This is a genomic window from Streptomyces sp. NRRL F-2664 (assembly GCF_000719345.1).
GTDB lineage: Bacteria > Actinomycetota > Actinomycetes > Streptomycetales > Streptomycetaceae > Streptomyces.
Genome location: NZ_JOFX01000009.1, coordinates 117,041 through 136,873 on the forward strand (window position 1 = coordinate 117,041; position 19,833 = coordinate 136,873).

At 73.6% G+C, this 19,833-nt stretch carries 20 protein-coding genes; 8 read left to right on the forward strand and 12 right to left on the reverse strand.

The genetic code is table 11. The features are described 5' to 3' along the window. Positions 1–4 precede the first annotated feature (4 nt). Positions 5–466, forward strand: a complete 462-nt coding sequence (locus tag IF89_RS0112265) for a MarR family winged helix-turn-helix transcriptional regulator (protein ID WP_030765470.1) — start codon at positions 5–7, stop codon at positions 464–466. On the opposite strand, the gene IF89_RS0112270 is transcribed toward IF89_RS0112265, so the two are convergent. The 10 genes from IF89_RS0112270 to IF89_RS0112315 form a co-directional block, all read right to left on the reverse strand. Continuing rightward, complete coding sequence (locus IF89_RS0112270) at positions 463–1,908, reverse strand: sensor histidine kinase (protein ID WP_030765472.1); 1,446 nt, start codon at positions 1,906–1,908, stop codon at positions 463–465. The genes IF89_RS0112265 and IF89_RS0112270 overlap by 4 nt on opposite strands. Further along, positions 1,905–2,630, reverse strand: a complete 726-nt coding sequence (locus IF89_RS0112275; RefSeq protein WP_030765474.1) for a response regulator transcription factor — start codon at positions 2,628–2,630, stop codon at positions 1,905–1,907. The genes IF89_RS0112270 and IF89_RS0112275 overlap by 4 nt, the downstream gene beginning before the upstream one ends. A gap of 109 nt (positions 2,631–2,739) precedes the next feature. Beyond that, positions 2,740–3,081 (reverse strand): hypothetical protein, encoded by a 342-nt coding sequence (locus tag IF89_RS45940; RefSeq protein WP_158717855.1) that lies wholly within the window; start codon positions 3,079–3,081, stop codon positions 2,740–2,742. Positions 3,082–3,189: 108 nt separating this feature from the next. Continuing rightward, positions 3,190–3,765 carry a hypothetical protein gene (locus tag IF89_RS0112285; protein WP_030765477.1) on the reverse strand — a complete coding sequence of 192 codons (576 nt, stop codon included), beginning with the start codon at positions 3,763–3,765 and terminating at the stop codon, positions 3,190–3,192. A gap of 109 nt (positions 3,766–3,874) precedes the next feature. Continuing rightward, the gene (locus tag IF89_RS0112290) at positions 3,875–4,657 is read right to left on the reverse strand and encodes a cytochrome c biogenesis CcdA family protein (RefSeq protein ID WP_030765480.1); all 783 of its coding nucleotides are present in this window, start codon (positions 4,655–4,657) and stop codon (positions 3,875–3,877) included. Continuing rightward, on the reverse strand, positions 4,654–5,256 hold the full coding sequence (locus IF89_RS0112295; protein WP_030765482.1) for a TlpA family protein disulfide reductase: 603 nt from the start codon (positions 5,254–5,256) through the stop codon (positions 4,654–4,656). Before IF89_RS0112295 ends, IF89_RS0112290 begins: the two co-directional genes overlap by 4 nt. After that, positions 5,253–6,020 carry a thioredoxin family protein gene (locus tag IF89_RS40755; protein WP_051807012.1) on the reverse strand — a complete coding sequence of 256 codons (768 nt, stop codon included), beginning with the start codon at positions 6,018–6,020 and terminating at the stop codon, positions 5,253–5,255. Before IF89_RS40755 ends, IF89_RS0112295 begins: the two co-directional genes overlap by 4 nt. Before the next feature lie 257 nt (positions 6,021–6,277). Further along, positions 6,278–6,832 (reverse strand): hypothetical protein, encoded by a 555-nt coding sequence (locus tag IF89_RS47605; protein ID WP_234327735.1) that lies wholly within the window; start codon positions 6,830–6,832, stop codon positions 6,278–6,280. A gap of 191 nt (positions 6,833–7,023) precedes the next feature. Further along, positions 7,024–7,890, reverse strand: coding sequence for a CAP domain-containing protein (locus tag IF89_RS0112310; protein WP_030765491.1), 867 nt, complete (start codon positions 7,888–7,890; stop codon positions 7,024–7,026). Between the two features lie 436 nt (positions 7,891–8,326). Continuing rightward, positions 8,327–8,782 (reverse strand): VOC family protein, encoded by a 456-nt coding sequence (locus tag IF89_RS0112315; RefSeq protein WP_030765493.1) that lies wholly within the window; start codon positions 8,780–8,782, stop codon positions 8,327–8,329. Between the two features lie 90 nt (positions 8,783–8,872). Here IF89_RS0112315 and IF89_RS0112320 point away from each other — a divergent pair, with 90 nt between their 5' ends. Next, positions 8,873–9,277, forward strand: a complete 405-nt coding sequence (locus IF89_RS0112320; protein WP_158717856.1) for a hypothetical protein — start codon at positions 8,873–8,875, stop codon at positions 9,275–9,277. A 15-nt stretch (positions 9,278–9,292) separates the two neighbouring features. On the opposite strand, the gene IF89_RS0112325 is transcribed toward IF89_RS0112320, so the two are convergent. Next, entirely contained in the window at positions 9,293–10,708 is a 1,416-nt protein-coding gene (locus IF89_RS0112325) for an FAD-dependent monooxygenase (protein ID WP_030765497.1), read from the reverse strand. Positions 10,709–10,754: 46 nt separating this feature from the next. Here IF89_RS0112325 and IF89_RS0112330 point away from each other — a divergent pair, with 46 nt between their 5' ends. From IF89_RS0112330 to IF89_RS0112345, 4 genes are all read left to right on the forward strand, one after another. Beyond that, complete coding sequence (locus IF89_RS0112330) at positions 10,755–11,339, forward strand: TetR/AcrR family transcriptional regulator C-terminal domain-containing protein (protein WP_030765499.1); 585 nt, start codon at positions 10,755–10,757, stop codon at positions 11,337–11,339. A 156-nt stretch (positions 11,340–11,495) separates the two neighbouring features. Continuing rightward, the gene (locus tag IF89_RS0112335; RefSeq protein ID WP_030765500.1) at positions 11,496–12,140 is read left to right on the forward strand and encodes a dihydrofolate reductase family protein; all 645 of its coding nucleotides are present in this window, start codon (positions 11,496–11,498) and stop codon (positions 12,138–12,140) included. Between the two features lie 149 nt (positions 12,141–12,289). Continuing rightward, positions 12,290–13,645, forward strand: a complete 1,356-nt coding sequence (gene gdhA, locus IF89_RS0112340) for an NADP-specific glutamate dehydrogenase (protein ID WP_030765502.1) — start codon at positions 12,290–12,292, stop codon at positions 13,643–13,645. A gap of 267 nt (positions 13,646–13,912) precedes the next feature. Next, positions 13,913–15,112, forward strand: a complete 1,200-nt coding sequence (locus IF89_RS0112345; RefSeq protein WP_030765505.1) for a S8 family peptidase — start codon at positions 13,913–13,915, stop codon at positions 15,110–15,112. Positions 15,113–15,236: 124 nt separating this feature from the next. On the opposite strand, the gene IF89_RS0112350 is transcribed toward IF89_RS0112345, so the two are convergent. Beyond that, positions 15,237–16,163: a polyphosphate kinase 2 family protein gene (locus tag IF89_RS0112350; RefSeq protein WP_030765507.1), complete on the reverse strand. Its 927-nt coding sequence runs from the start codon at positions 16,161–16,163 to the stop codon at positions 15,237–15,239. Between the two features lie 306 nt (positions 16,164–16,469). Here IF89_RS0112350 and IF89_RS0112355 point away from each other — a divergent pair, with 306 nt between their 5' ends. Next, entirely contained in the window at positions 16,470–18,077 is a 1,608-nt protein-coding gene (locus IF89_RS0112355) for an alpha/beta fold hydrolase (protein ID WP_030765509.1), read from the forward strand. A 12-nt stretch (positions 18,078–18,089) separates the two neighbouring features. Then, positions 18,090–19,712 (forward strand): alpha/beta fold hydrolase, encoded by a 1,623-nt coding sequence (locus tag IF89_RS0112360; protein ID WP_051807014.1) that lies wholly within the window; start codon positions 18,090–18,092, stop codon positions 19,710–19,712. Positions 19,713–19,833 lie beyond the last annotated feature (121 nt).

Genomic DNA, 19,833 nt, shown 5'->3' on the forward strand with positions numbered 1-19,833 from the left:
CGACATGCCGAAGAAGCTCACCGAAGCCGAGATGCCGGCGGCCGACTACGCCTTCTACGGGCTGGTCTGGGCCGGCACGACGATGACGGACCGCGTGGACAAGGCCCTGATCAAGGCCCACGACCTGCCCGTGTCCTGGTTCGAGGTCATGCTGTGGCTGGCGTCCAGCCCCGAGCCGGTGCCGGCATCCGTCCTCGGAAACAGCACCCTGCTCAGCCGGAGCCAGGTCTCCCGCGTCGTGGACGCCCTGCGGAGCCGGGGCCTGGTCACCCGCACCCCCTCGGCACGCGACGCCCGATCGGTGGAGGTCTCGCTCACACCGGCCGGCCGCACCCTCTTCGCCGAGGCCGATGCGACCCGGCGCGAGGTCCTGGCCCCGGTCTTCACCGACCTCCTCGACCCGGCCGACCTGGAGGCCCTCGGCACGGTCTGGCGCAAACTCAAGGCCGCCAAGGACGCCCCCTAGCGCCCGCGCGGCCAGGCCGGACGGCGGCGGGGCGAGGTACGGGGCCGGCGGGGGCGTCGGCCGGACGGGGCCGACGCGGCCAGGGAGAAGGACACCGTGATGTGCGCCCCGCCGAGGGGACCCCGGGTGATGCGCATGGAGCCGCCGGTGGCCGTGGCCGCCCGCTGCGCGATGTCGAGGCCCAGGCCGGTGGAGCCGGTACTGCTGCCGCGCGACAGGGCCCGGTCCGGTTCGGGTATGCCCGGACCGCCGTCCTCCACGACCAGTTCCACGGCCTGGGCCGTGCGGACGACCTGGACGGCGAAAGGGGTCCCCGGCGCGGTGTGCCGGAAGATGTTGCCGATCAGCGCGTCCACCACCGCGGCGATGTCGTCGTCGGAGAGGCTGACGGCCGTCGGCTCCTGGGTCACGTCGAGGGTGCAGGGCCGGTCCTGCTGCTCCGCCAGCACCGACCAGAAGGCCGTGCGACGGCGCACCACCTCGGAGGCCTCGCAGCGCGGACCGGACGCTCCCGCACCGGAGCCTCCCGCACCGGAGCCCCTGGTCCCGCCGGACGCCTTGCCCGCAGCCGGCTCCGTACCCAGCAGCCCCTGGCCCATGGGGCCCACGGCGAGCGGGGTGCGGGCCGCGGCGATGATCGCCTGGAGCTCCGTCTCCAGCTCGCAGACCGCCGCTTCCACCCTCGCCGACTCCGGCGTCCCGGCCATCCGCTCCGACGCCAGGTGCAGGGCGGTCAGTGGCGTCCGCAGCCGGTGGGACAGGTCGGCGACGAGCTCGCGTTCGACGGCGAGCAGCTCGGTCATCCGGTGCGCCATCGCGTTGAAGGCGACGCCCGCCTCGCGCAGCTCCCGGGGGCCCATCGGGTCCACCCGGGTGTCGAGATCGCCCTGTCCCAGCGCCTGCGACGCCTGCGCCAGCCGCTTCGAGGAGCGCACGACCTTCGCCCCCAGGCGGTCGGCGACGAGGACGGAACCGCCGACCAGCCCCAGCGCGAGGAAGAGCATGACCGCCCAGGACTCCTTGACCCCGCGGGTGAGGTCGGCCTCCGGGACGAAGTTCTCGATCACGGCGACCTGGTCGCCGGGGAGCACCACCGGCTGCAGGCAGATCCAGCCGTCCGGGACCTCCTGCGAGATGGACTCGCGTCCCTGCTGGGCCCGTTCCAGCAGCTCAGCGGGGGCCTTCGAGGGACCGAGGGCCCCCGAACCGGGCAGGTGCACGACCAGGTGCTCGGCCGCGTCCAGGCTCGCTGCGGACTCCCGCAGGGCGTACGGGTCCGTGGTCAGCGTGAGGACGGGCGCCAGGGCGGCGGCCCGCTGTTCCGCGGCGTTGATGCCCTGTTCCTTGACCAGCGACATCACCAGCAGGGCCAGCGGTATGAGGAAGGACAGGGCGACCATGGAGGTCACGGCGAGGGCCACTCCGGCCAGGGAGCGCCTCAACGCGGGGCCACCAGTTTGATGCCGACGCCCCGGACGGTCATGAGGTAGCGCGGGGCCGCCGCGCGTTCGCCGAGCTTGCGCCGCAGCGACGACAGGTGCACGTCGACGGTCTGGTCGTCCACGTACGGCTCCCGCCAGACCTCGGTCAGCAGCCGGCGTTTGGAGACGACCTGCCCCGAGTGGTGGGCCAGGAAGGCCAGCAGGTCGAACTCCCGGCGGGTCAGGCGCAGCTCCCGCCCGGCCAGGTGCGCGGTGCGTGCACCCGGGTCCACCGCGAGTTCGCCGACGACGGTGGCCCGCAGCGGTTCGGAGGCCGCCGGGACCGGCGTGCCCGCGCCGGCGGTGCCGGCGGGCGGGACGTGGCTGGTGCGGCGGAGCACGGCGGACAGGCGGGCGACGAGCTGGCCCCCGGAGAACGGCTTGACGAGGTAGTCGTCCGCGCCCGCGTTGAGGATCTTGATGATCTCGGACTCGTCGTCGCGGGCCGTGGCCACCAGGACGGGGACGGAGGATATGCCCCGGATCATGCGCAGGGCGTCCCCTCCGTCCAGGTCGGGCAGCCCGAGGTCGAGGACCACGGCGTCCACCGGTGTCTGGGTGACCTCGCGCAGGGCGCCGAACCCGTCGGCGGCGCTGCGGACGGCATACCCGTGCTCCGCCAGGACCTCGATCAGTGACTGGCGGATGCTGGGGTCGTCTTCCACGACCAGGACGCTCGGCATGCGGACACCTTAGGGGGTGTGGTCGACGGGGCCGGCCGGGGGAGCGGCGCCCCCGCCGCCGACCCGGTCCGATCGGCGTGGCAGCCTTCGGCGGCCGGCCGCCCGGGGCTCACCACCAGTACTGCTGATGGCGTCCGCCGGTGCGGCGGGCGCGCGACAGGGCGCAGCGGGCGAGGACGATCAGCACGGCCGCCCCGGCCAGGAGGGGGACCAAGGTGCCCGGGTCCGGCGCCCGCAGGACGATGACGACGGCGGTCGCGCAAGCAGGGGAGTGCGCAGTCCTGGCCAGGGCGTCTTCGGGGCGGGGCCGGCGGTCGTGCGTCCGTCCGGCGGTGAACGGCGGGAGGGCGGGCTCGCCCGGGAGGAACCCCGCACGGGCGGCAGGTGGGCGGCCGGCGGATCCGGGGCACGGCGGCCCGGGGTGGGGGCGGCTGCGAACCCCCTGGATCATACGAAGCCGCCCGAACCGTGCAGCCGCCGGGTCCGCCCCGCTCCGCGCCGTTCCTCCCGAAGCCGCCCCGGAGCCCTCGTCGCCGTCGGCGTGACCGTCGGTGCCCCGTCAGGAAGCCTCGAACGCCGGCCCGTCGCCGGTGACCCGCAGCCGCACCGGGCGGTCGGACACCGGGATGGTGCAGCCGTCCTGCGTGCTGCAGCTCGCGTAGCCGATCAGGACCGTCGCGTCCCCGTTCCCGTCCGCGCGGACCGGCAGCGTCGTGGTGACCGGACCGTCCGGGTAGACCGGGACCGGCGCGTCGACGCCGGGCACGCGGATCGACCGCACCTGCGCGGCCGCCTGCAGTGTGCCCTGTGCCGCCAGGGCGCCGGTGACCCCCACCGTGGTCGGGCGGCCCACCCCTTCGATGCCCGTGGCCGGCAGGTCGGTGCTGTAGAGGTGGAAGCCCTTGGCCTCGGGCGTGAAGACCGCCGTGAGGGTGCCCGCCGAGGCCTTCCAGTCGGTCACCGACAGCGTGACGGTCACCCCGTTCTCGGAGAAACGCGTCGTGGGGGCGGGGCGGGCGGCGGCCGCGGGGTCCGCGGCGGGTTGCCCGCCGCATGCCGGGAGCGCCGCCAGGGCGAGGAGGGCGGCCGCTGCGCGGACCTTCCGGTGGTGCCGTACGTACGGGGAAGTGTTCATCTCAGCCTCTGCGCCTCTGTCCTGCGCGTGTTGCTCGCGGGATCGGATGGGGTGGGACGGGAACGAATCGAATCGAGTCGGAAGGAAGGCCGAGGGGAGCCGGCTGGGCCTAGAGGACCGTGCCGAAGGCCGCACTCCACACCTGCAGGGCATAGACCATGTCGTTCCACACCCCGGTGGCCAGCAGCAGCCCGACCAGGACCAGCAGGCCCCCGCCGGTCCGCAGGACCCAGGGGTAGTGGCGCTTGACCAGGCCGAAGGCGCCCAGCGCCCGCCGGAAGGCCAGCGCGGCCAGGACGAAGGGCAGGCCCAGACCCAGGCAGTACGCGACCATCAGCAGGGCCCCGCGGACCGCGCTCGCCTCGGTCCAGGCGAGGGCCTGTACCGCGGCCAGTGTCGGCCCGATGCACGGCGTCCAGCCGACCGCGAACACCGCCCCGAGGGCGGGCGCCCCCGCCAGCCCCAGCGCGGGGCGCCGGTGGCTGCGGAACTCCCGCTGCGTGAATCCCGGCAGGAACCCCATGAAGGACAGCCCCATGAGCACCGTGAGGACACCGAGCACCTGGGTGATCACTTCCTGGTGCGCCAGCAGGCTCCGCCCGAAGTACCCGAACAGGGCCCCGCCCGAGACGAGGACGGCGGTGAAGCCCAGGACGAACAACAGCGCGCCGGCCGCCATCCGGCTGCGCCGCCCGCCCCGCGCGTCCGCCAGGTCGGAGACCGACAGGCTGGTGACGTAGCTGAGGTAGCCCGGTACGAGCGGCAGCACGCACGGGGAGAGGAAGGACACCAGCCCCGCCGCGAACGCCACGGGAGCCGCGATCGCGAGCGTGCCGTTGACGAGGGAGGCCGTGTCCGTGGCGGCGAGCGTCCACTGCGCGGCGGCCGTCACGACTCCTCCCGCAGGACGCGTGCGAGCAGGGGCCGCAGCTGCTCGTCGGTGACGGCGCCGCCGATGGCGGCGGCGACCCGTCCGCGGCGGTCGATCACGAGGGTCGAGGGGATCGCCTGCGGGTTGACCAGGGACGGCGGGAACCGCAGCAGGAGTTCCCCGTCGGGGTCGTGGAGGCTGGGGAAGGTCATGTCGTGGGCGCGTACGAAGGACCGGGCTGCCTCCCGGTCCCGGTCCCGGGTGTTGATCCCGAGGAACCGGACCCCGTCGGCCCGCGTCTGCCGGCTGAGCCGCTCCAGGTCGTCCGCCTCGGTGCGGCAGGGACCGCACCAGGAGCCCCAGGCGTTCAGTACGACGACCTGCCCCCGGAAGTCGCCGAGCGCGACCCGCTCCCCGTCCAGGTCGGCTCCCGCGAGGGCGGGCGCGTCCTGCCGGGAGGCGGGGTCCACGACCGCCGCCCCGGCCGCGGCACGGACCGCGTTCGCCCCGGCGGCCCCGGAGCCGCCGTCCGTCCACAGGCCGGCGGCGGCCAGTACCGCCGCCACCGCGAGGCCGGTCGCGGCCGGGACGGCGACCGACGCCCGCAGGGGTCTTCTCATGACGCCCACGTGCGCAGCCAGGTGTTGATCCCGTCCGCGGTCAGCGACGGGTTGCCCGTCACGTGGGTGTCGGTGCGCACCGTGCCGGACGGTGAGACGACGACCAGGACGGGCATCTTGTACGTGCCGCCCGAAGGGCTGTACTTGCGCAGGAGCGCGGAGTTCGCGGAGCTGTTGCCGCCGATGTCCACCTTGACCATGTAGTACGAGGCACCGAGGATCCCGGCGGTCTGCGACTGCGCGAACACCTTGTCGGCGGCCTTGCAGTTGCCGCACCAGTTCGCGCCGAAGTCGAGCAGCACCATCCGCCCGTCGGCCTTGGCCGCACGCAGCGCCGCGTCGATCTGCTTCTGTGCGTCGGCCGAGCTGTCGTACCCGGGGCCGGGCACCTTGGCCGGCGCCGGTGCGGCGGACGTACGGGCCGGCTTGGCGGAGCCGCCGCCGGCCGCGGTGGAACCGGAGGGCGCCCGGGACGGGTTGCGCGAGGGGGAGGCCGACGCGGAAGCGGAAGCGGACGTGCTCGCAGAGGCGGACGCGGTCGGGGACACCTCGGCGGAGGGCGACGCCGACTCCGACGGGAGGGCCTGCGAGGACTGTGCGGCGGTGGCCGCGGCGGCGGAGCCGGCGGGCTCCGAGGCCGGTCCGCAGGCCGCAGTCAGGCCCGCCGCGACGACGGCCGCGGCCACCAGCGGCAGCCGCCTTCCCAGGGGGGCGGTGGAGCGGGGCGGCGTCGTACGGCGCTCGGCGCGGACGGGTCGGAGCATGCGAGAACTCATGGCGGAGACACCCCAAGGCACGGTTCGGACTGCGGGACGGGCGCGAAGGCCCCCCGGCTCGGTGAAACCGGCGGCCCGACGGTGATCCGGGATGTCGTGTCCCGGAGTCGGTGGCCGCTCGGCTGAGGCGAGCATAGGACCGCTCGGGGCCTGCGGAACCGTGTCGGCGCGATCTTGAGCTTGCCCTAAGGAAGAGCTCACCTTCCGCTTCGCCGGAACAGGGCGGATCGGTTGAATCGACCTTGTCAGAAGGACGATTCGCGGACGCTGGCCTTCGCTCCCGGATCGATGGTCGCCGTGATGACCGACCGGTGGTCGGAACTGGTGAACGTGACCGTGAGGGTGCTGTCCGACGTCTGCGACGTCGCGGTCCGGAAGCCGCGGCCGGGGATCGCGGAGATCAGGCACACCCCCCGGCTGCCGTACCGCACCGTCACCTTCCCGCCCTGCGACGGCACGGTGTACAGGCCCGCTCCGCCCTCCTCGCAGTCGACGGTGCGCGGGGCGGCTGTCCGGGGGGCGCTCGACGTGGCCTTGACGGGCGTGGGCGTCATCGAGGGGGAGGGGCGCTGCGAGACCGTGGGAGAGGGGCTGGCGGACGCGGTCGGGGACGGTGTGTCCGCAGGCGGGCTGCCCGCCTGCCAGGCGGGAGGCGTGTCGATGACCGTCGGGGCGGACCGGGCGACCGGCGGCGTATGCCGGGTCGAGCCGACCACGAACTGGACCGTGGCGAGCACGGCGGTCACGCTGGCGGCCGTGCACGACAGCCATATGAGCAGGTAGCGCGGAGTTCGGGGCACGGCCCCATAGTGTCCGACGCTCCGGCCGGTCTGTCACCGGCTCCCCCGGAACAGCCCGGGCGGGGCGGCTGCCGGGGAGGGCGAACGCCGACGTCCTCCCACCCGCAGGCGGGTGGGAGGACGGGGCGGTGGGGGGTGGTTCGGGGTGGGGCCGGGGCGTTCGCCCCGTGTGCCCCGTGTGCGGTGGTCGGTTACCTCGGAGCGCCGAAGTTCTGGGTCCACCAGGGGCCGCCGTCGCCCTTGTGGACGCCTATGCCGATCTCCTTGAAGGCGCAGTTGAGGATGTTCGCCCGGTGCCCGGGGCTGTTCATCCACGCCTTCATGACGGCAGCGGCATCGGCCTGCCCGCGGGCTATGTTCTCGCCCAGGTTGGACCACTTGTAGCCGGCGGCCTCCACGCGGCTGGTCATGGTGGACCCGTCGGGCCCGGTGTGCGACATGACGCCGGCGCGGGCCATGGTGTCGCTGTACCCCCGAGCGGCGGCGCTCAGTTTGGCGTTGGTGGCCAGGGCGCCGCAGCCGGCGGCCGCCCGCTCCTTGTTGACCAGGGCGAGCACGGCGGACTCGGCGTCGCCGTTGACGGTACCGCCGGCCCCGCCCGTGCTGCCGCCCGCGCCCCCGCCGCCCGAACCGCCCGAACTGCCCGAACCGCCGCCGGAGGTGGTGGCGGGCTTCTTCGTGGGCTTGGGGGCGGGGGAGTCCGGGGCGGCCGGGCTGCTGCTCTGCGCGGACGCGGTGTCGGTGGGTGTCGCGGACGCCGAGGCCTCGGCGGTGGGTGACGCGGACGCGTCGGCGGTTGTCGAGACCGTGGCGTCGGTGGTGGGCGTTGCGGCGTCGGGGGTGGGGGTGGCCGCTCCCGCGCCCGCCCCCGAGGACGCGCCGGCGGCGCCGTCGGCCCGCAGGTCGGTGCGCGCGTCGTCGCCGGAGTCGGCCACCGCGACCCCCACCGCCACCACTGCGGCGGCCGCGGTGACGGACAGCACGATGCGCGTGCGCACCGTCTTCTTCCGCCGGGCCTCGACGCGGGTCTGCGGTGGGGGAGTGTGGCTGCGGCTCATGCCGGTAACACCTCGCAAGAGAAAGGGAGGAGGGGACTCCGCCCGAGCCTAGGCCGGTGACCAGCCGATATCGCCTCCTGGAAGCCTTCTTCAAGTTCCCTTAAGGAAACCCGCAGGGTCAACACAGGGACGACCCGGGCAATCCGCCCAACTCCCCTCGACATCGGTCGGGTCGGCGCCCCACCACCCACAAGCCCCCACCGCAACCGCTCTGTTGCCCGGTCACCCGCTCCGTGCCGTGGCCCGCTCCGAGGACACGGCCCAGGGGCCGGTAGCCGGGGAGGCGGCCGGCCATCCCGTCCCCGCCGCGGTTGCGCACCGGGGGCCGTGGCCCGGCCGTCCGCGGGGCCGGGCTCTCCGGTGTCGGGGCCGCACCCGCGGCGGCGGACGGCCCGCAGCTGTTCGCACGCTCCTCGGCGCAGGGGCCGGACGGTGGTCAGGCTCCGCCCGCGGCCCGCCCGGCCTCGCCGAAGTCGGGGAGGACCAGGGCGCCGTCCTCGGTCAGGGTGAAGCCGGGGTTGTGGGCGATCTCCCAGGCGTGGCCGTCCGGATCGGTGAAGACCCCCGAGTAGAAGCCGATGGGATGGACGGCGGCCGGGCGGGTGACGGTGCCGCCGGCCGCCGCGGCCGCGGCCAGGACCGCGTCCACCTCCGCGTCGCTGCGCACGTTGTGGGCCAGGGCGATGCCGCCGAAGCCGGCCGGGGCGGCGTCGGCCAGTCCGCAGTCGGCGGCCAGCTTCCGGCGGTCCCACAGGACCAGGGCCAGCCCGCCCGCCTGGTGGAAGACCGTCTCCTCGACCTCGGTGCCGCGCCAGCCCAGCGCCGCGTAGAAGCTCTTCGCGCGGGCGAGGTCCGCGACCCCCAGGGTGACGAGGCTGATCCGCTGTTCCATCCGGCCACCGTAGCCGTCGCAGGCGCCCGGGGCCGCCCAGGCGCCGTTCAGGCCGCCGGCTTCCCCGGCTGGTCGTGGGTCGCACAGTGGATGCCGCCACCGCCCGAGGCGATGGTGTCGATGACCGCCCCCGGCCCCCGTGCCGCGGTCGCCAGCGCCGGCGTCCTCGCCCTGGCGACCCCGTTGCTGCCGCGCCGGTCCCCGTGGACCGGGCGTGCGTCAGAGGCGGCCGGCGAGGTGGTCGTCGAGGGCCTCGTGGGTCAGGTGCAGGCCCGCCCGCAGGACCGCGTCGCGCCGAGTGGGATGGGCCGAGCGGTGGGCGAGGTCGAGACGGCCGCGCCCTCCGTCGCGCGGATCGACCCCGCCCCGGGCCGGACCGTGCTGGGATCCCTGGAGGAGGCCACTGTGGAGCGGTTGCGGGCCCTCGTCGCCGACGCGACGGCCCCCCGGCCCTGCGACGACGCCGCGGTGGTCACCTCCTTCCGTCACGCCTGACGGGCGCGGACGACGTCACCCCCATCGCCCGGCCACGGCCGGCCGGGGATCGGCGTCCGGGTCCTCGCTGGCCCAGGCCACGTGGCCGTCGGGGCGGATCAGCGCGGCCGTCACCCCCGCCCAGTCCGCACGGGGTACGGAGAGCGGCGCCCGGTGCAGGGTCACGCCCCCGGCCGGCGGGATGCCGCCGACCAGGTCCAGCAGCACGTGGCGGCCGGTCCGCAGCAGGGTGAACAGCCCGGTACCGCCCAGCCGGAGGTCCGGCGCGCGGGTGCCGGCCAGCCGGTGGCCGCGCCCGGCCGGATAGGCGACCGACAGGGCGGACACCCGCTCGGCGAGCGTGCGGGACAGCTCCGGCAGATCGGCGACGAGGCCGCTCAGCAGGGCTCTCAGCGCCTGACCCTCGGGGGAGTGGGCGGTCATCAGCGCGGTCTGCGCACGGGTCGAGGCCAGCAGGTCGGCGCCGACCGGATGGCGCTCGTCGTGGTAGCTGTCCAGCAAGGCGTCAGGGGCTTCGCCCGCGGCGACGGCGGCGAGCTTCCAGCCGAGGTTGGAGGCGTCCTGGAGGCCGACGTTGAGACCGACGCCGCCGGTCGGGAAATGCATGTGCGCGGCGTCACCGGCGAGCAGCACCCGGCCGTCGCGGTAGCGCTCGGCCTGCCGGGTGGCGTTGCCGAAGCGGGAGAGCCAGCGGGGATCGCGCAGGCCGAAGTCCCTGCCGGAGATCGCCACCACCCTGGCTCGCAGCTCGTCCAGGGTGAGGACTCCGGGCCGGTCGGAGCGGTTGCCCTCGGGGTCCCCGCCGACGATCCGGTGCACGCCGTCGGGCAGCGGCACCACCATCAGGCCCCCGGACGGCCCGGAGACGCTGACCGGTCCCGGCGGCGGATCGTCGAGGACGACGTCGCCGAGCCAGCCCCAGGTGGTCGCCTCCGTCCCGGGGAAGGCGATGCCCGCGGCGCGCCGGACGACGCTGCGCGTGCCGTCGCAGCCGACGACGTACGAGGCCCGCAGCGGCGGGCGGCCGGCGACCTCGACCGTGACGCCGTCCGCGTCCCGGGTGAGCCCGGTGACGCGCCGGCCCCGCAGGACACGGGCTCCGGCGGCGCGCGCGTGCTCCTCCAGCAGCGCCTCCGTCCGGGCCTGCGGCAGCGCCAGCGTGTACGGGAACGGCGTGTCGAGCACGCCGAAGTCCATCCGGTCGTCCAGGCCGCCGAAATGGCCGTCGGGGATGCGGCGGCCCTCGTCCAGGAAGCGGTCCACGACGCCGCGGCAGGCGAGCAGTTCCAGGGTGCGGGGATGCACGGTGAGGGCCTTGGAATGCGGATCCGGTTCCTGCCGGTCCTCCAGCACGGTCACATCGGCCCCACCCAGGCGCAGTTCCGCCGCCAGCCACAGGCCGACGGGTCCGGCTCCGACGATGACGATCATCGAGACACCTCCATCTTGGTCAGTGACCAAGAAGTAGACTTGGTCGGTGACCAAAAAGCAAGACGGTGTGGTGCGGGCGGCGCTGGAACTCCTGGACGAGCGCGGAGCGGAGGGCGTCTCGGTCCGCGCGGTCGCGGACCGTCTCGGGGTACGGATGAACACCGTGCTCTGGCACGCCAAGTCCAAGGCGCGCCTGCTGGAGCTGATGGCCGACGCGATCGTCTCGGAGGTCTCCCACGAGGCGCTGCCCGAGGACTGGCGCGAGCGCGTCCACGAACTGGCCCGGCGCTACCGGCGGGCGCTGCTGTCGCACCGCGACGGCGCGGTGATCGTGGCAGGCACGCACGTTGCCGAACCGGGCACGCTCCGGTTCGCGGACCGCATGGTCGAGGCACTGCTGGCCGGCGGACTCGGCGACCGGGAGGCGGCCTGGACCTGCTGGTCCCTCGTGTACTTCGTGCTGGGCCTGGTCCAGGAGGAGCAGACCGCCGACTCCGCCCGGGGCGAGGTCCTCGCCGCGGCCCTGGCGCCGGGCGCCTACCCCGCTCTCGGCCGGGTCCGGGCCCACCTGGGCGACGCCTCCTTCGAGGAGCGGTTCGAGCACGGCCTGCGCCTCATGACCCGCCGCTGACCGGCCGGGCCGGACCTCCGAGCGCCGGACCTCCGCAGCGCCGGATCGTCCCGCCCGCAGGCTCCCGCAGGAGAATCCCGTCGCACCGATGAGTCCGCGGACCGCCGCCGGTCCACCCATGGACGGAGAAGAAGACCGACACCCCGGGAGCACGTCATGGGACTCGTCCACATCGAACTGTTCGCGACCCTCGACCTCGTCGGGCAGGCCCCCGGCGGCCCCGACGAGGACCCGGCCGGGTTCCCGTTCGGCGGCTGGCAGGCGCCCCTGCTGGACGAGACCGCCGGGGCGCAGATCGGCGCCGCGTACGAGGGCACCGACGCCCTCCTGCTCGGTCGGCGGACGTACGACATCTTCGCCGCTTTCTGGCCCCACCAGGAGGGGGGCCAGGACGACGACATCGCCACCCTCTTCAACCGCGTGCCCAAGTACGTCGCCTCGCGGGGCGCGCCGGACCTGTCCTGGGCCGGGTCCACGCAGCTCGGCCCGGACCTCGCCGCCGCGGTGCGCGAGATCCGCGGCCGGCACGAGCACATCAAGGTCGTCGGCAGTCTCGACCTCGTGCAGACCCTGCTGCGCGAGAAGCTCTTCGACCGGCTCGACCTGTGGGTGCACCCCATCGTGCTCGGCGTCGGGAAGAAGGTCTTCGACGGCGGCGCGGTGCCCACCAACCTGACACTCCTCGAACCCCCGGCCGCCGGCCCGAAGGGCACCGTGTTCCTGCGCTACGGCCTGGGCGACGGCATTCCCGCGACGGGGGACATGAGTGCACCCGACCGGGGTACCGGAAGCGGGGGCTGACGCGCTTTTTTGTCCGCTGGGCAGAAGCCTTCGCCGGAGCGCCACCGTGCGCGGTAGCCTCCGCGAAGGGCCGCCCCTGCGGAAAAACTCTTCCGAACGCCGCGCGTGCGCGGCGGGCCGCCGCCCCGAATCGACCTGGAAGGACGTACGTGAAGGACTCGAAGGACAGGTTGGAAGCACTGCGGGCCGACATCGAGCGGCGCAACCCCGCACAGCCCGAGTTCCACCAGGCGGTACGGGAGGTCCTCGAATCCCTGGCTCCCGTCTTCACCGCCCGGCCCGAATACGCCGACCCGGCCCTGGCCCTGGTGGAGCGGCTCACCGAGCCCGAGCGGCAGATCGTCTTCCGTGTCCCGTGGCAGGACGACCGCGGCCGCGTCCACGTCAACCGCGGCTACCGCGTCGAGTTCAACAGCGCGCTCGGCCCCTACAAGGGCGGCCTGCGCTTCCACCCCTCGGTGGACATCGGCGTGGTGAAGTTCCTCGGCTTCGAGCAGATCTTCAAGAACGCCCTCACCGGCCTCGGCATCGGCGGCGGCAAGGGCGGCAGCGACTTCGACCCGCACGGCCGGTCGGACGCCGAGGTCATGCGCTTCTGCCAGTCCTTCATGACCGAGCTGCACCGGCACATCGGGGAGCACACCGACGTGCCCGCCGGGGACATCGGTGTCGGCGGCCGCGAGATCGGTTACCTCTTCGGCCAGTACCGGCGCATCACCAACCGCTGGGAGGCCGGCGTCCTGACCGGCAAGGGTCAGGGTTGGGGCGGATCCGCGATCCGGCCGCAAGCGACCGGCTACGGCAGTGTGCTGTTCGCCGCCGAGATGCTCAAGGTCCGCGGGGAGTCGCTGGACGGCCTGTCCGCCGTGGTCTCCGGCTCGGGCAACGTCGCGCTCCACACGATCGAGAAGCTCCAGCAGCTCGGCGCGAACCCGCTGACCTGTTCGGACTCCCAGGGCTACGTCGTCGACGACAAGGGCATCGACGTGGCACTGCTCAAGCAGGTCAAGGAGGTCGAGCGGGGGCGCGTGAGCGCATACGCGGAGCGGCGCGGGTCCTCCGCGCGGTTCGTGCCCGGCGGCCGGGTCTGGGAGGTGCCCGCGGACATCGCCTTCCCCTCCGCCACACAGAACGAACTGGACGCCGGGGACGCCCGTACGCTCGTCGCGGCCGGGGTCAAGGCGGTCTCCGAGGGCGCCAACATGCCGACCACCCCCGAGGCCGTACGGATCCTGCAGGAGGCCGGGGTCGCGTTCGGCCCCGGCAAGGCCGCCAACGCGGGCGGGGTCGCGGTCAGTGCCCTGGAGATGAGCCAGAACGCCGGCCGCGCGGCCTGGAGCGCACAGCGGGTGGAGGACGAACTCGCCGCCATCATGCGGTCGATCCACGCCGTCGCCCACGAGACGGCCGAGCGGTACGGCGCCCCGGGCGACTACGTCACCGGCGCCAACATCGCCGGCTTCGAGCGGGTCGCGGACGCCATGCTGGCGCAGGGCGTCATCTGATCCGGGCACGGCGGACGGCGGACGGCGGAGCGGCCCGGGACGAGCCTCCCGGGCCGCTCCGCCGTTTGCGCGCAAAGAACGTGCCTATTACACGCGGGAGTTCGGAAGAACGCGTGTGCGAGGTGGAGGAGGTGTGGAGGGCCTTTTAAGAAACCTTGTTGAACAAGTCCTTACCCCCGGTTCGCCCTTGATTTGCTCCTGTCAATCGGAACAGGGTTCTGCAGAACGTTTGACGCCCCACACGTCAACACGAGGAGAACCCTCTACATGGCAACTCACAAGCGATCCAACGCCCTTCGCAACACGGCCATAGCCACGGGAGCCGCAACGGCTGTCGCAGCGGCCCTGTTTGCGAGCCCCCTCGCAGGGGCGGCCGAACCGGCCGAAGGGACTGTGCACGGCCTCGGCGTCCAGGGCGCCGTGGACGGCAGCTTCGTCGTCATCCTCGACGCATCCGCGAACAAGGAGGACCTGGCGAAGAAGTACGGAGGCAAGCTGGAGCGCTCCTACGGCTCCAAGGTCAACGGCTTCTCCGCATCCGGCCTGACCGAGAAGGAGGCCAAGCGCCTCGCCGCGGACCCGGCCGTCGGCACGGTCGTGCAGAACAAGCGCTTCACCATCAAGGAGACCCAGGAGAAGCCCCCGTCCTGGGGCCTGGACCGGATCGACCAGGCGGCCACGGCCGGCGACCAGAAGTACACCTACCCCGACGGCGGCGGCCAGGGGGTGACCGCGTACGTCATCGACACCGGCGTCCGCGTCTCGCACAAGGACTTCGGCGGCCGCGCCGCCCACGGTTTCGACGCGATCGACAACGACGAGACCGCCGACGACGGCAACGGCCACGGGACGCACGTGGCGGGCACCATCGCCGGAACCGCGCACGGCGTCGCCAAGAACGCCAAGATCGTCGCCGTCCGAGTGCTGGACGACAACGGCTCCGGCACGACCGAGCAGGTCGTGGCGGGCATCGACTGGGTGACGAAGAACCACTCCGGCCCCTCGGTCGCCAACATGAGCCTCGGCGGCGGCGTGGACCCGGCACTGGACGCGGCGGTCAAGCGGGCCATCGACGCCGGCGTGACCTTCGCCGTGGCGGCCGGCAACGAGTCCTCCGACGCCGGCCAGGGCTCTCCCTCCCGGGTGCCCGAGGCCCTCACGGTCGCATCGAGCACCGAGGGCGACCAGCAGTCGGACTTCTCGAACTTCGGCTCCGTGGTGGACCTCTACGCGCCGGGCTCGGAGATCACGTCGGCGTGGAACGACAGTGACACCGGGGTCAAGACGATCTCGGGAACCTCGATGGCCGCCCCGCACGTCGCGGGCGCCGCTGCCCTCCACCTGGCGGCCAACCCGTCCGCGTCGCCGGCCGACACGGCCGCCGCGCTGACGGGGGCCGCGACGAAGGGAGCCATCAAGAACCCCTCCTCCGGCACCGCGAACAAGCTGCTGAAGGTTGCGCCGTAACGGTTCGGCACGCACGTCACGAGGAGCGGTCCCCCGCACAGGGGGGCCGCTCCCCGGCGTTTGCCGCCGTCGGCCTCGCTGCGCTCCCACGGGATCGGGACACCCGCGCCCGCCGCCCCGGGCGTCAGCCGCGGTTCTCCTTGCGGTACCCGGCGGGGGCCTCCCGCACCAGCTCCCGGCGGGTGACGAGCAGCGCCTTGCGCGCTTCCTCCCCGACGTCGGGGTACTGCGGATCGATCTCCATCAGGGTGTGCGCGAGGACCGAGGCGGCACAGATCCGCGCGAACCACTTCCGGTCCGCCGGCACGACGTACCACGGCGCCCACTTCGTGCTCGTGGCCGACAGCATCGCCGAGAACGCGAGCTGGTAGTCGTCCCAGTGGGCCCGCTCCCGGACGTCGGCCGCGGAGAACTTCCAGTTCTTCTCCGGCCGGTCGATCCGCTGGAGGAAGCGGGCGCGCTGCTCCTCCTTGGAGAGGTTCAGGAAGATCTTCACGACCTTGAAGCCGTTGTCCGTGAGGTACTGCTCCCAGCGGTTGATCTCCCGGTACCGCCGCTCCCACACGTCGGGCCCGCAGGACTCCGGCGGCAGCTTCTGCCGCACGAGGTGGTCGGGGTGGACCCGTACGACGAGGACCTCCTCGTAGTGCGAGCGGTTGAAGATGGCGATCTCGCCGCGCGCCGGCAGCCGCCGGGCGTACCGCCACAGGTAGTCGTGGTCGAGCTCCTCGGCGGAGGGCACCTTGAAGCTGCTGACCCGTACGCCCTGGGGATTGACCCCGCTCATCACATGGCGGATCGTCCCGTCCTTGCCCCCGGCGTCTATGGCCTGCAGGCACAGCAGCACGCCGTAGGTGTCCTGGGCGGCCAGCCGGTCCTGGTACTCGGCCAGCAGCGACACCCCGGTGCGCAGCAGCTCGGCGCCGTCCCGCTTGTTCAGGCCGCCCTTGTAGCGCGGATCGAAGTCCCGGTCGAGGCGCACGCGCGACCCGGGCCGGACCCGCAGCGGCTCGACGAACTGCGCGATGCTCCGGGCTCTCTCGTCCGCCATCACCCATCAGTCCTTCGCTGGACCCGCGGTACCGCGGCGTGCAACGTCGCGCCCGTCCGGGACCCCGCCGCACCGGGCGCCTCGCGTCCATTGTCCGCTCGCCGGGCCAAGATCGCCCGTCCCGCCCGTGCCGGGTGCGCCGGCCCGCTGCCGCGGGCGGGGGAGGGACCGCGCCGACCGGGCCGGTGATCCGCTCCGCGTGCGGGCGTACGGGGCACCCGGTAGCGTCGAGATCGAGCGTTCCGCCCCAACCGCTGCGGCCCGGCCCAGAGGTCGGCCGCCGATGCCGGCAGAGGAACGAAGGCCATGCCGAAGACCCCCCACCGCGCGGTGACCGCCGCGGCCGCCCTGGTCTGCCTGACCGCGTTCGGCCCCGCACCCGGCGGCACGACACCGGCAGGCCCCCCACCCGGCGCGGCGACTCCCGGCGCAGCGACACCCGGTGGCACCGCCGGGCCGGACGCCCGGCCCGCCGGCTCGGCGCCACCCTCCCGGTTCGTGCCCGGACCCTGCCCGAAGCCACCGGAGCCCATCGAGGCGCTCGACGGCGCACGCTGCGGCCACCTGGAGGTCCCCGAGAACCGCTCCCGCCCCGGCGGGCGGACCATCGAACTTGCCGTCGCCGTCATCGGGGCCCAGAACCCCGCGAAGCCCGCGCAGGACCCCGTGGTGTTCATGGCGGGCGGCCCCGGCGCCGACACCTTCGACGACATCCCGTTCCTCATCGACTCCGGCCTGAACAAGGACCGCGACCTGATCATCATGGCCCAGCGCGGCAACCTCTACGACCAGCCGAACCTGGCCTGCCCGGAGATCGACCGGTTCAACGCCCAGTCGGTGGGGCTCGGCTACGACTCGGACCAGGCCGAACAGCTCATGCTCAAGGCCGTCAAGGACTGCCGCACCCGCCTGGCGGACCAAGGTGTCGACCTCGGTGCCTACAACACCATCGAGAACGCAGCGGACTTCGCCGATCTGCGCACGGCGCTGAAGCTGCGCCAGTGGAACGTCTACGGCTACTCCTACGGGAGCAACCTGGCCCTCACCTACCTGCGCCTGCACCCCGAGGGCATCCGCGCGTTCGCCGTCGACTCGATCACCCCGCCCCAGCACGTGACCCTGCCGTGGGCGTGGGCCAGTACCGCCGAGGGCATCGACAACATCATCGGGGCCTGTGCGGCGCAGCCCGCCTGCAAGGACCGCTACCCCGACGTCCGTGCTCTGCTGACCGAGCAGGTGCGCAGGCTGGAAGCCCGGCCCCTGACGCTCAACGTCGAGCCGCCCGGCGGCGGGAAGCCGGTCACGGTCGTCCTCGACGGCGGCGCCCTGCTGAACCTGATCGTGGCCTTCACCCCCCGGCCCGAGGACCTTCCCGCGGCGCTCGCCGAGCTGGCCGCGGGAAACCCCGAACGCTTCGCGAAGGCCCGCGCGGCCGGCTCGGTCCAGAAGACCGGCGCGTTCGCCCACGGCCTGACGCAGTCCGTGGTGTGCGGCGAGTGGGCGCCGGGGTACTCCGAGGCCGACGTGCTGAACGCCGGGCGCAAGGTCTATCCCGCGTGGCCGGCCACGGTCCTGGCCGAGGTGCCGCAGCTCCCCTTCCAGTACCCGGCCTGCCGGGTGTGGGACGTCCCGGACCGTGCGGCGGCCCAGCGCGTGCCCACGGACAGCGCGGTGCCCGCGCTCGTCATCTCGGGCACGTTCGACGTGAAGACCGGGGCGAGTTGGGCCAAGGACGTCGCCCGCAACCTGACCCGGTCGACCTCCGTGCTGTTCCCCGGGATCGGCCACTGGGTGGTCCCGCAGTCGCCCTGCGCACAGGAGGTGCTGGCCTCCTTCTTCGCTCGACCGACCGCGCCCGACACCGGCTGCGTGGCCGACGTCGAACCCAAACCGTTCACGATCGTCCCCGAATGACCGGGAGGGCAGATGACCCAGGCCCGTGCGCCCCGCCGCCACTGCACCGCACGGCTCGTGGCCCCGTCGTCGGCCGGCCTGGCCGCCGCCCTCCTCGTCGCCGGCCTGCTCGCGCCGCCGGCCGGGGCCCGTACCGCCGGCGGCCCCGCAACCACCCCGGATCCCACTCCGGGTGCACCGATCGGCACGGTCGCCCGGACCGTGGGCGACGCCGCCTTCGAACCAGGCCCCTGCCCGAAGACCCCGGAGCCGATCGAAGTGCTCGACGGGGCCCGCTGCGGAACGCTCACCGTGCCGGAGAACCGGGGCAAGCCCGACAGCCGTACGATCCGGCTCGGCGTCGCGATCGTTCCCGCGGCGACCGACGCCCCGAAGGCCGACCCGATCGTCTGGCTCGCCGGCGGCCCCGGCGACGACGCGGTGGGGGAGGCGAAGATGGCCATCGACGGCGGCCTGAACCGCGACCGCGACGTCGTCCTCATGTCCCAGCGCGGCACCTACTCCGCCGACCCCGACCTCCTGTGCCCCGAGATCGACGAGTTCAACGCCCGCGCCGTCGGCCTCCCCTCAGACGCACCGGACACCGAGCGCCTGCACGTCGAGGCCACGAAGGCCTGCCGTGACAAGCTCACCGCCCGCGGGATCGACCTCAGCGCCTACAACGACACCCAGAGCGCCGCCGACTACGAGGACCTCCGCAAGACACTCGGCATCGAGAAGTGGAACCTCTACGGCATCTCCTACGGCACCCACCTGGCCCTGGTCTACATGCGCCTGCACCCCGAGGGGCTCCGCTCGGTCGGCCTCGACGGCATCCTCCCGCCGTCCAGGGCGGGCTCGGCGGCGACCTGGAGCAGCGCCCGGCAGGGCTTCGACGGCCTGTTCAAGGCCTGTACCGCCCAGCCGGCGTGCAACAAGCGCTACCCGAACCTGTCGGCCACCTTCGAGCGGCTCGTCCGCGAGCTCGAGGCCGAGCCGGTCACCACCACCGTCACCCTTCCCGGCAGCGACACACCGGTGAAGGTCGTCCTCGACGGCGGAGCCCTGGTGAACTGGATGACCTCGGCCACCCACGTGGCGCCCCAGGTGCCCGCCGCCCTCGACGAACTCGCCCACGGCAAACCTCAGCGCATCGCCCAGCAGTGGGCCGGCGGCAAGCTCAGCCCGCAGGCCATGGGCCGGACCGCGCACGGTCTGGTCTACGGCGTCTTCTGCAGCGAGTGGACCCCGTACGAGACGCAGGAGCAGGCGCTGCGCGGCGGACAGCAGGCCTTCCCCTCCTTCCCGCGCTCGGTGCAGGAACAGGCGCCGCAGCTCACCTTCCTCCGCCCGGACTGCGACGTCTGGAACGTCCCCCCGGCGCCGCGCTCCATCCGCGACGCCACCCGCGGCGACGTCCCGACCCTCGCCCTGTCGGGCGGCTTCGACTCCCAGACCGGTGCGGACAACGGGGAGTACGTGGCCCGGACCCTGGACAAGGCCAAGGCCGTCACGGTGCCGTACGAGCCGCACGTGGTGTTCGCGACCTCCCCGTGCGCCCAGGAGATCGCCGTCTCCTTCTTCGACGACCCGGAGGCACCGGACACCGCTTGCCTGAAGAAGCTGAAGGCACCGGAGTTCGAGATCGCCCCCTGACCCGCAGGCGTGCGGCGGGGCGGCGGACGAGGGCGGCGGACGACAGCGGCGGACGAGAGCGGCAGAATCCTTTACTCATCGTGCGGACCATACGGGTGATTCTGGACGATCTTTGAACTTT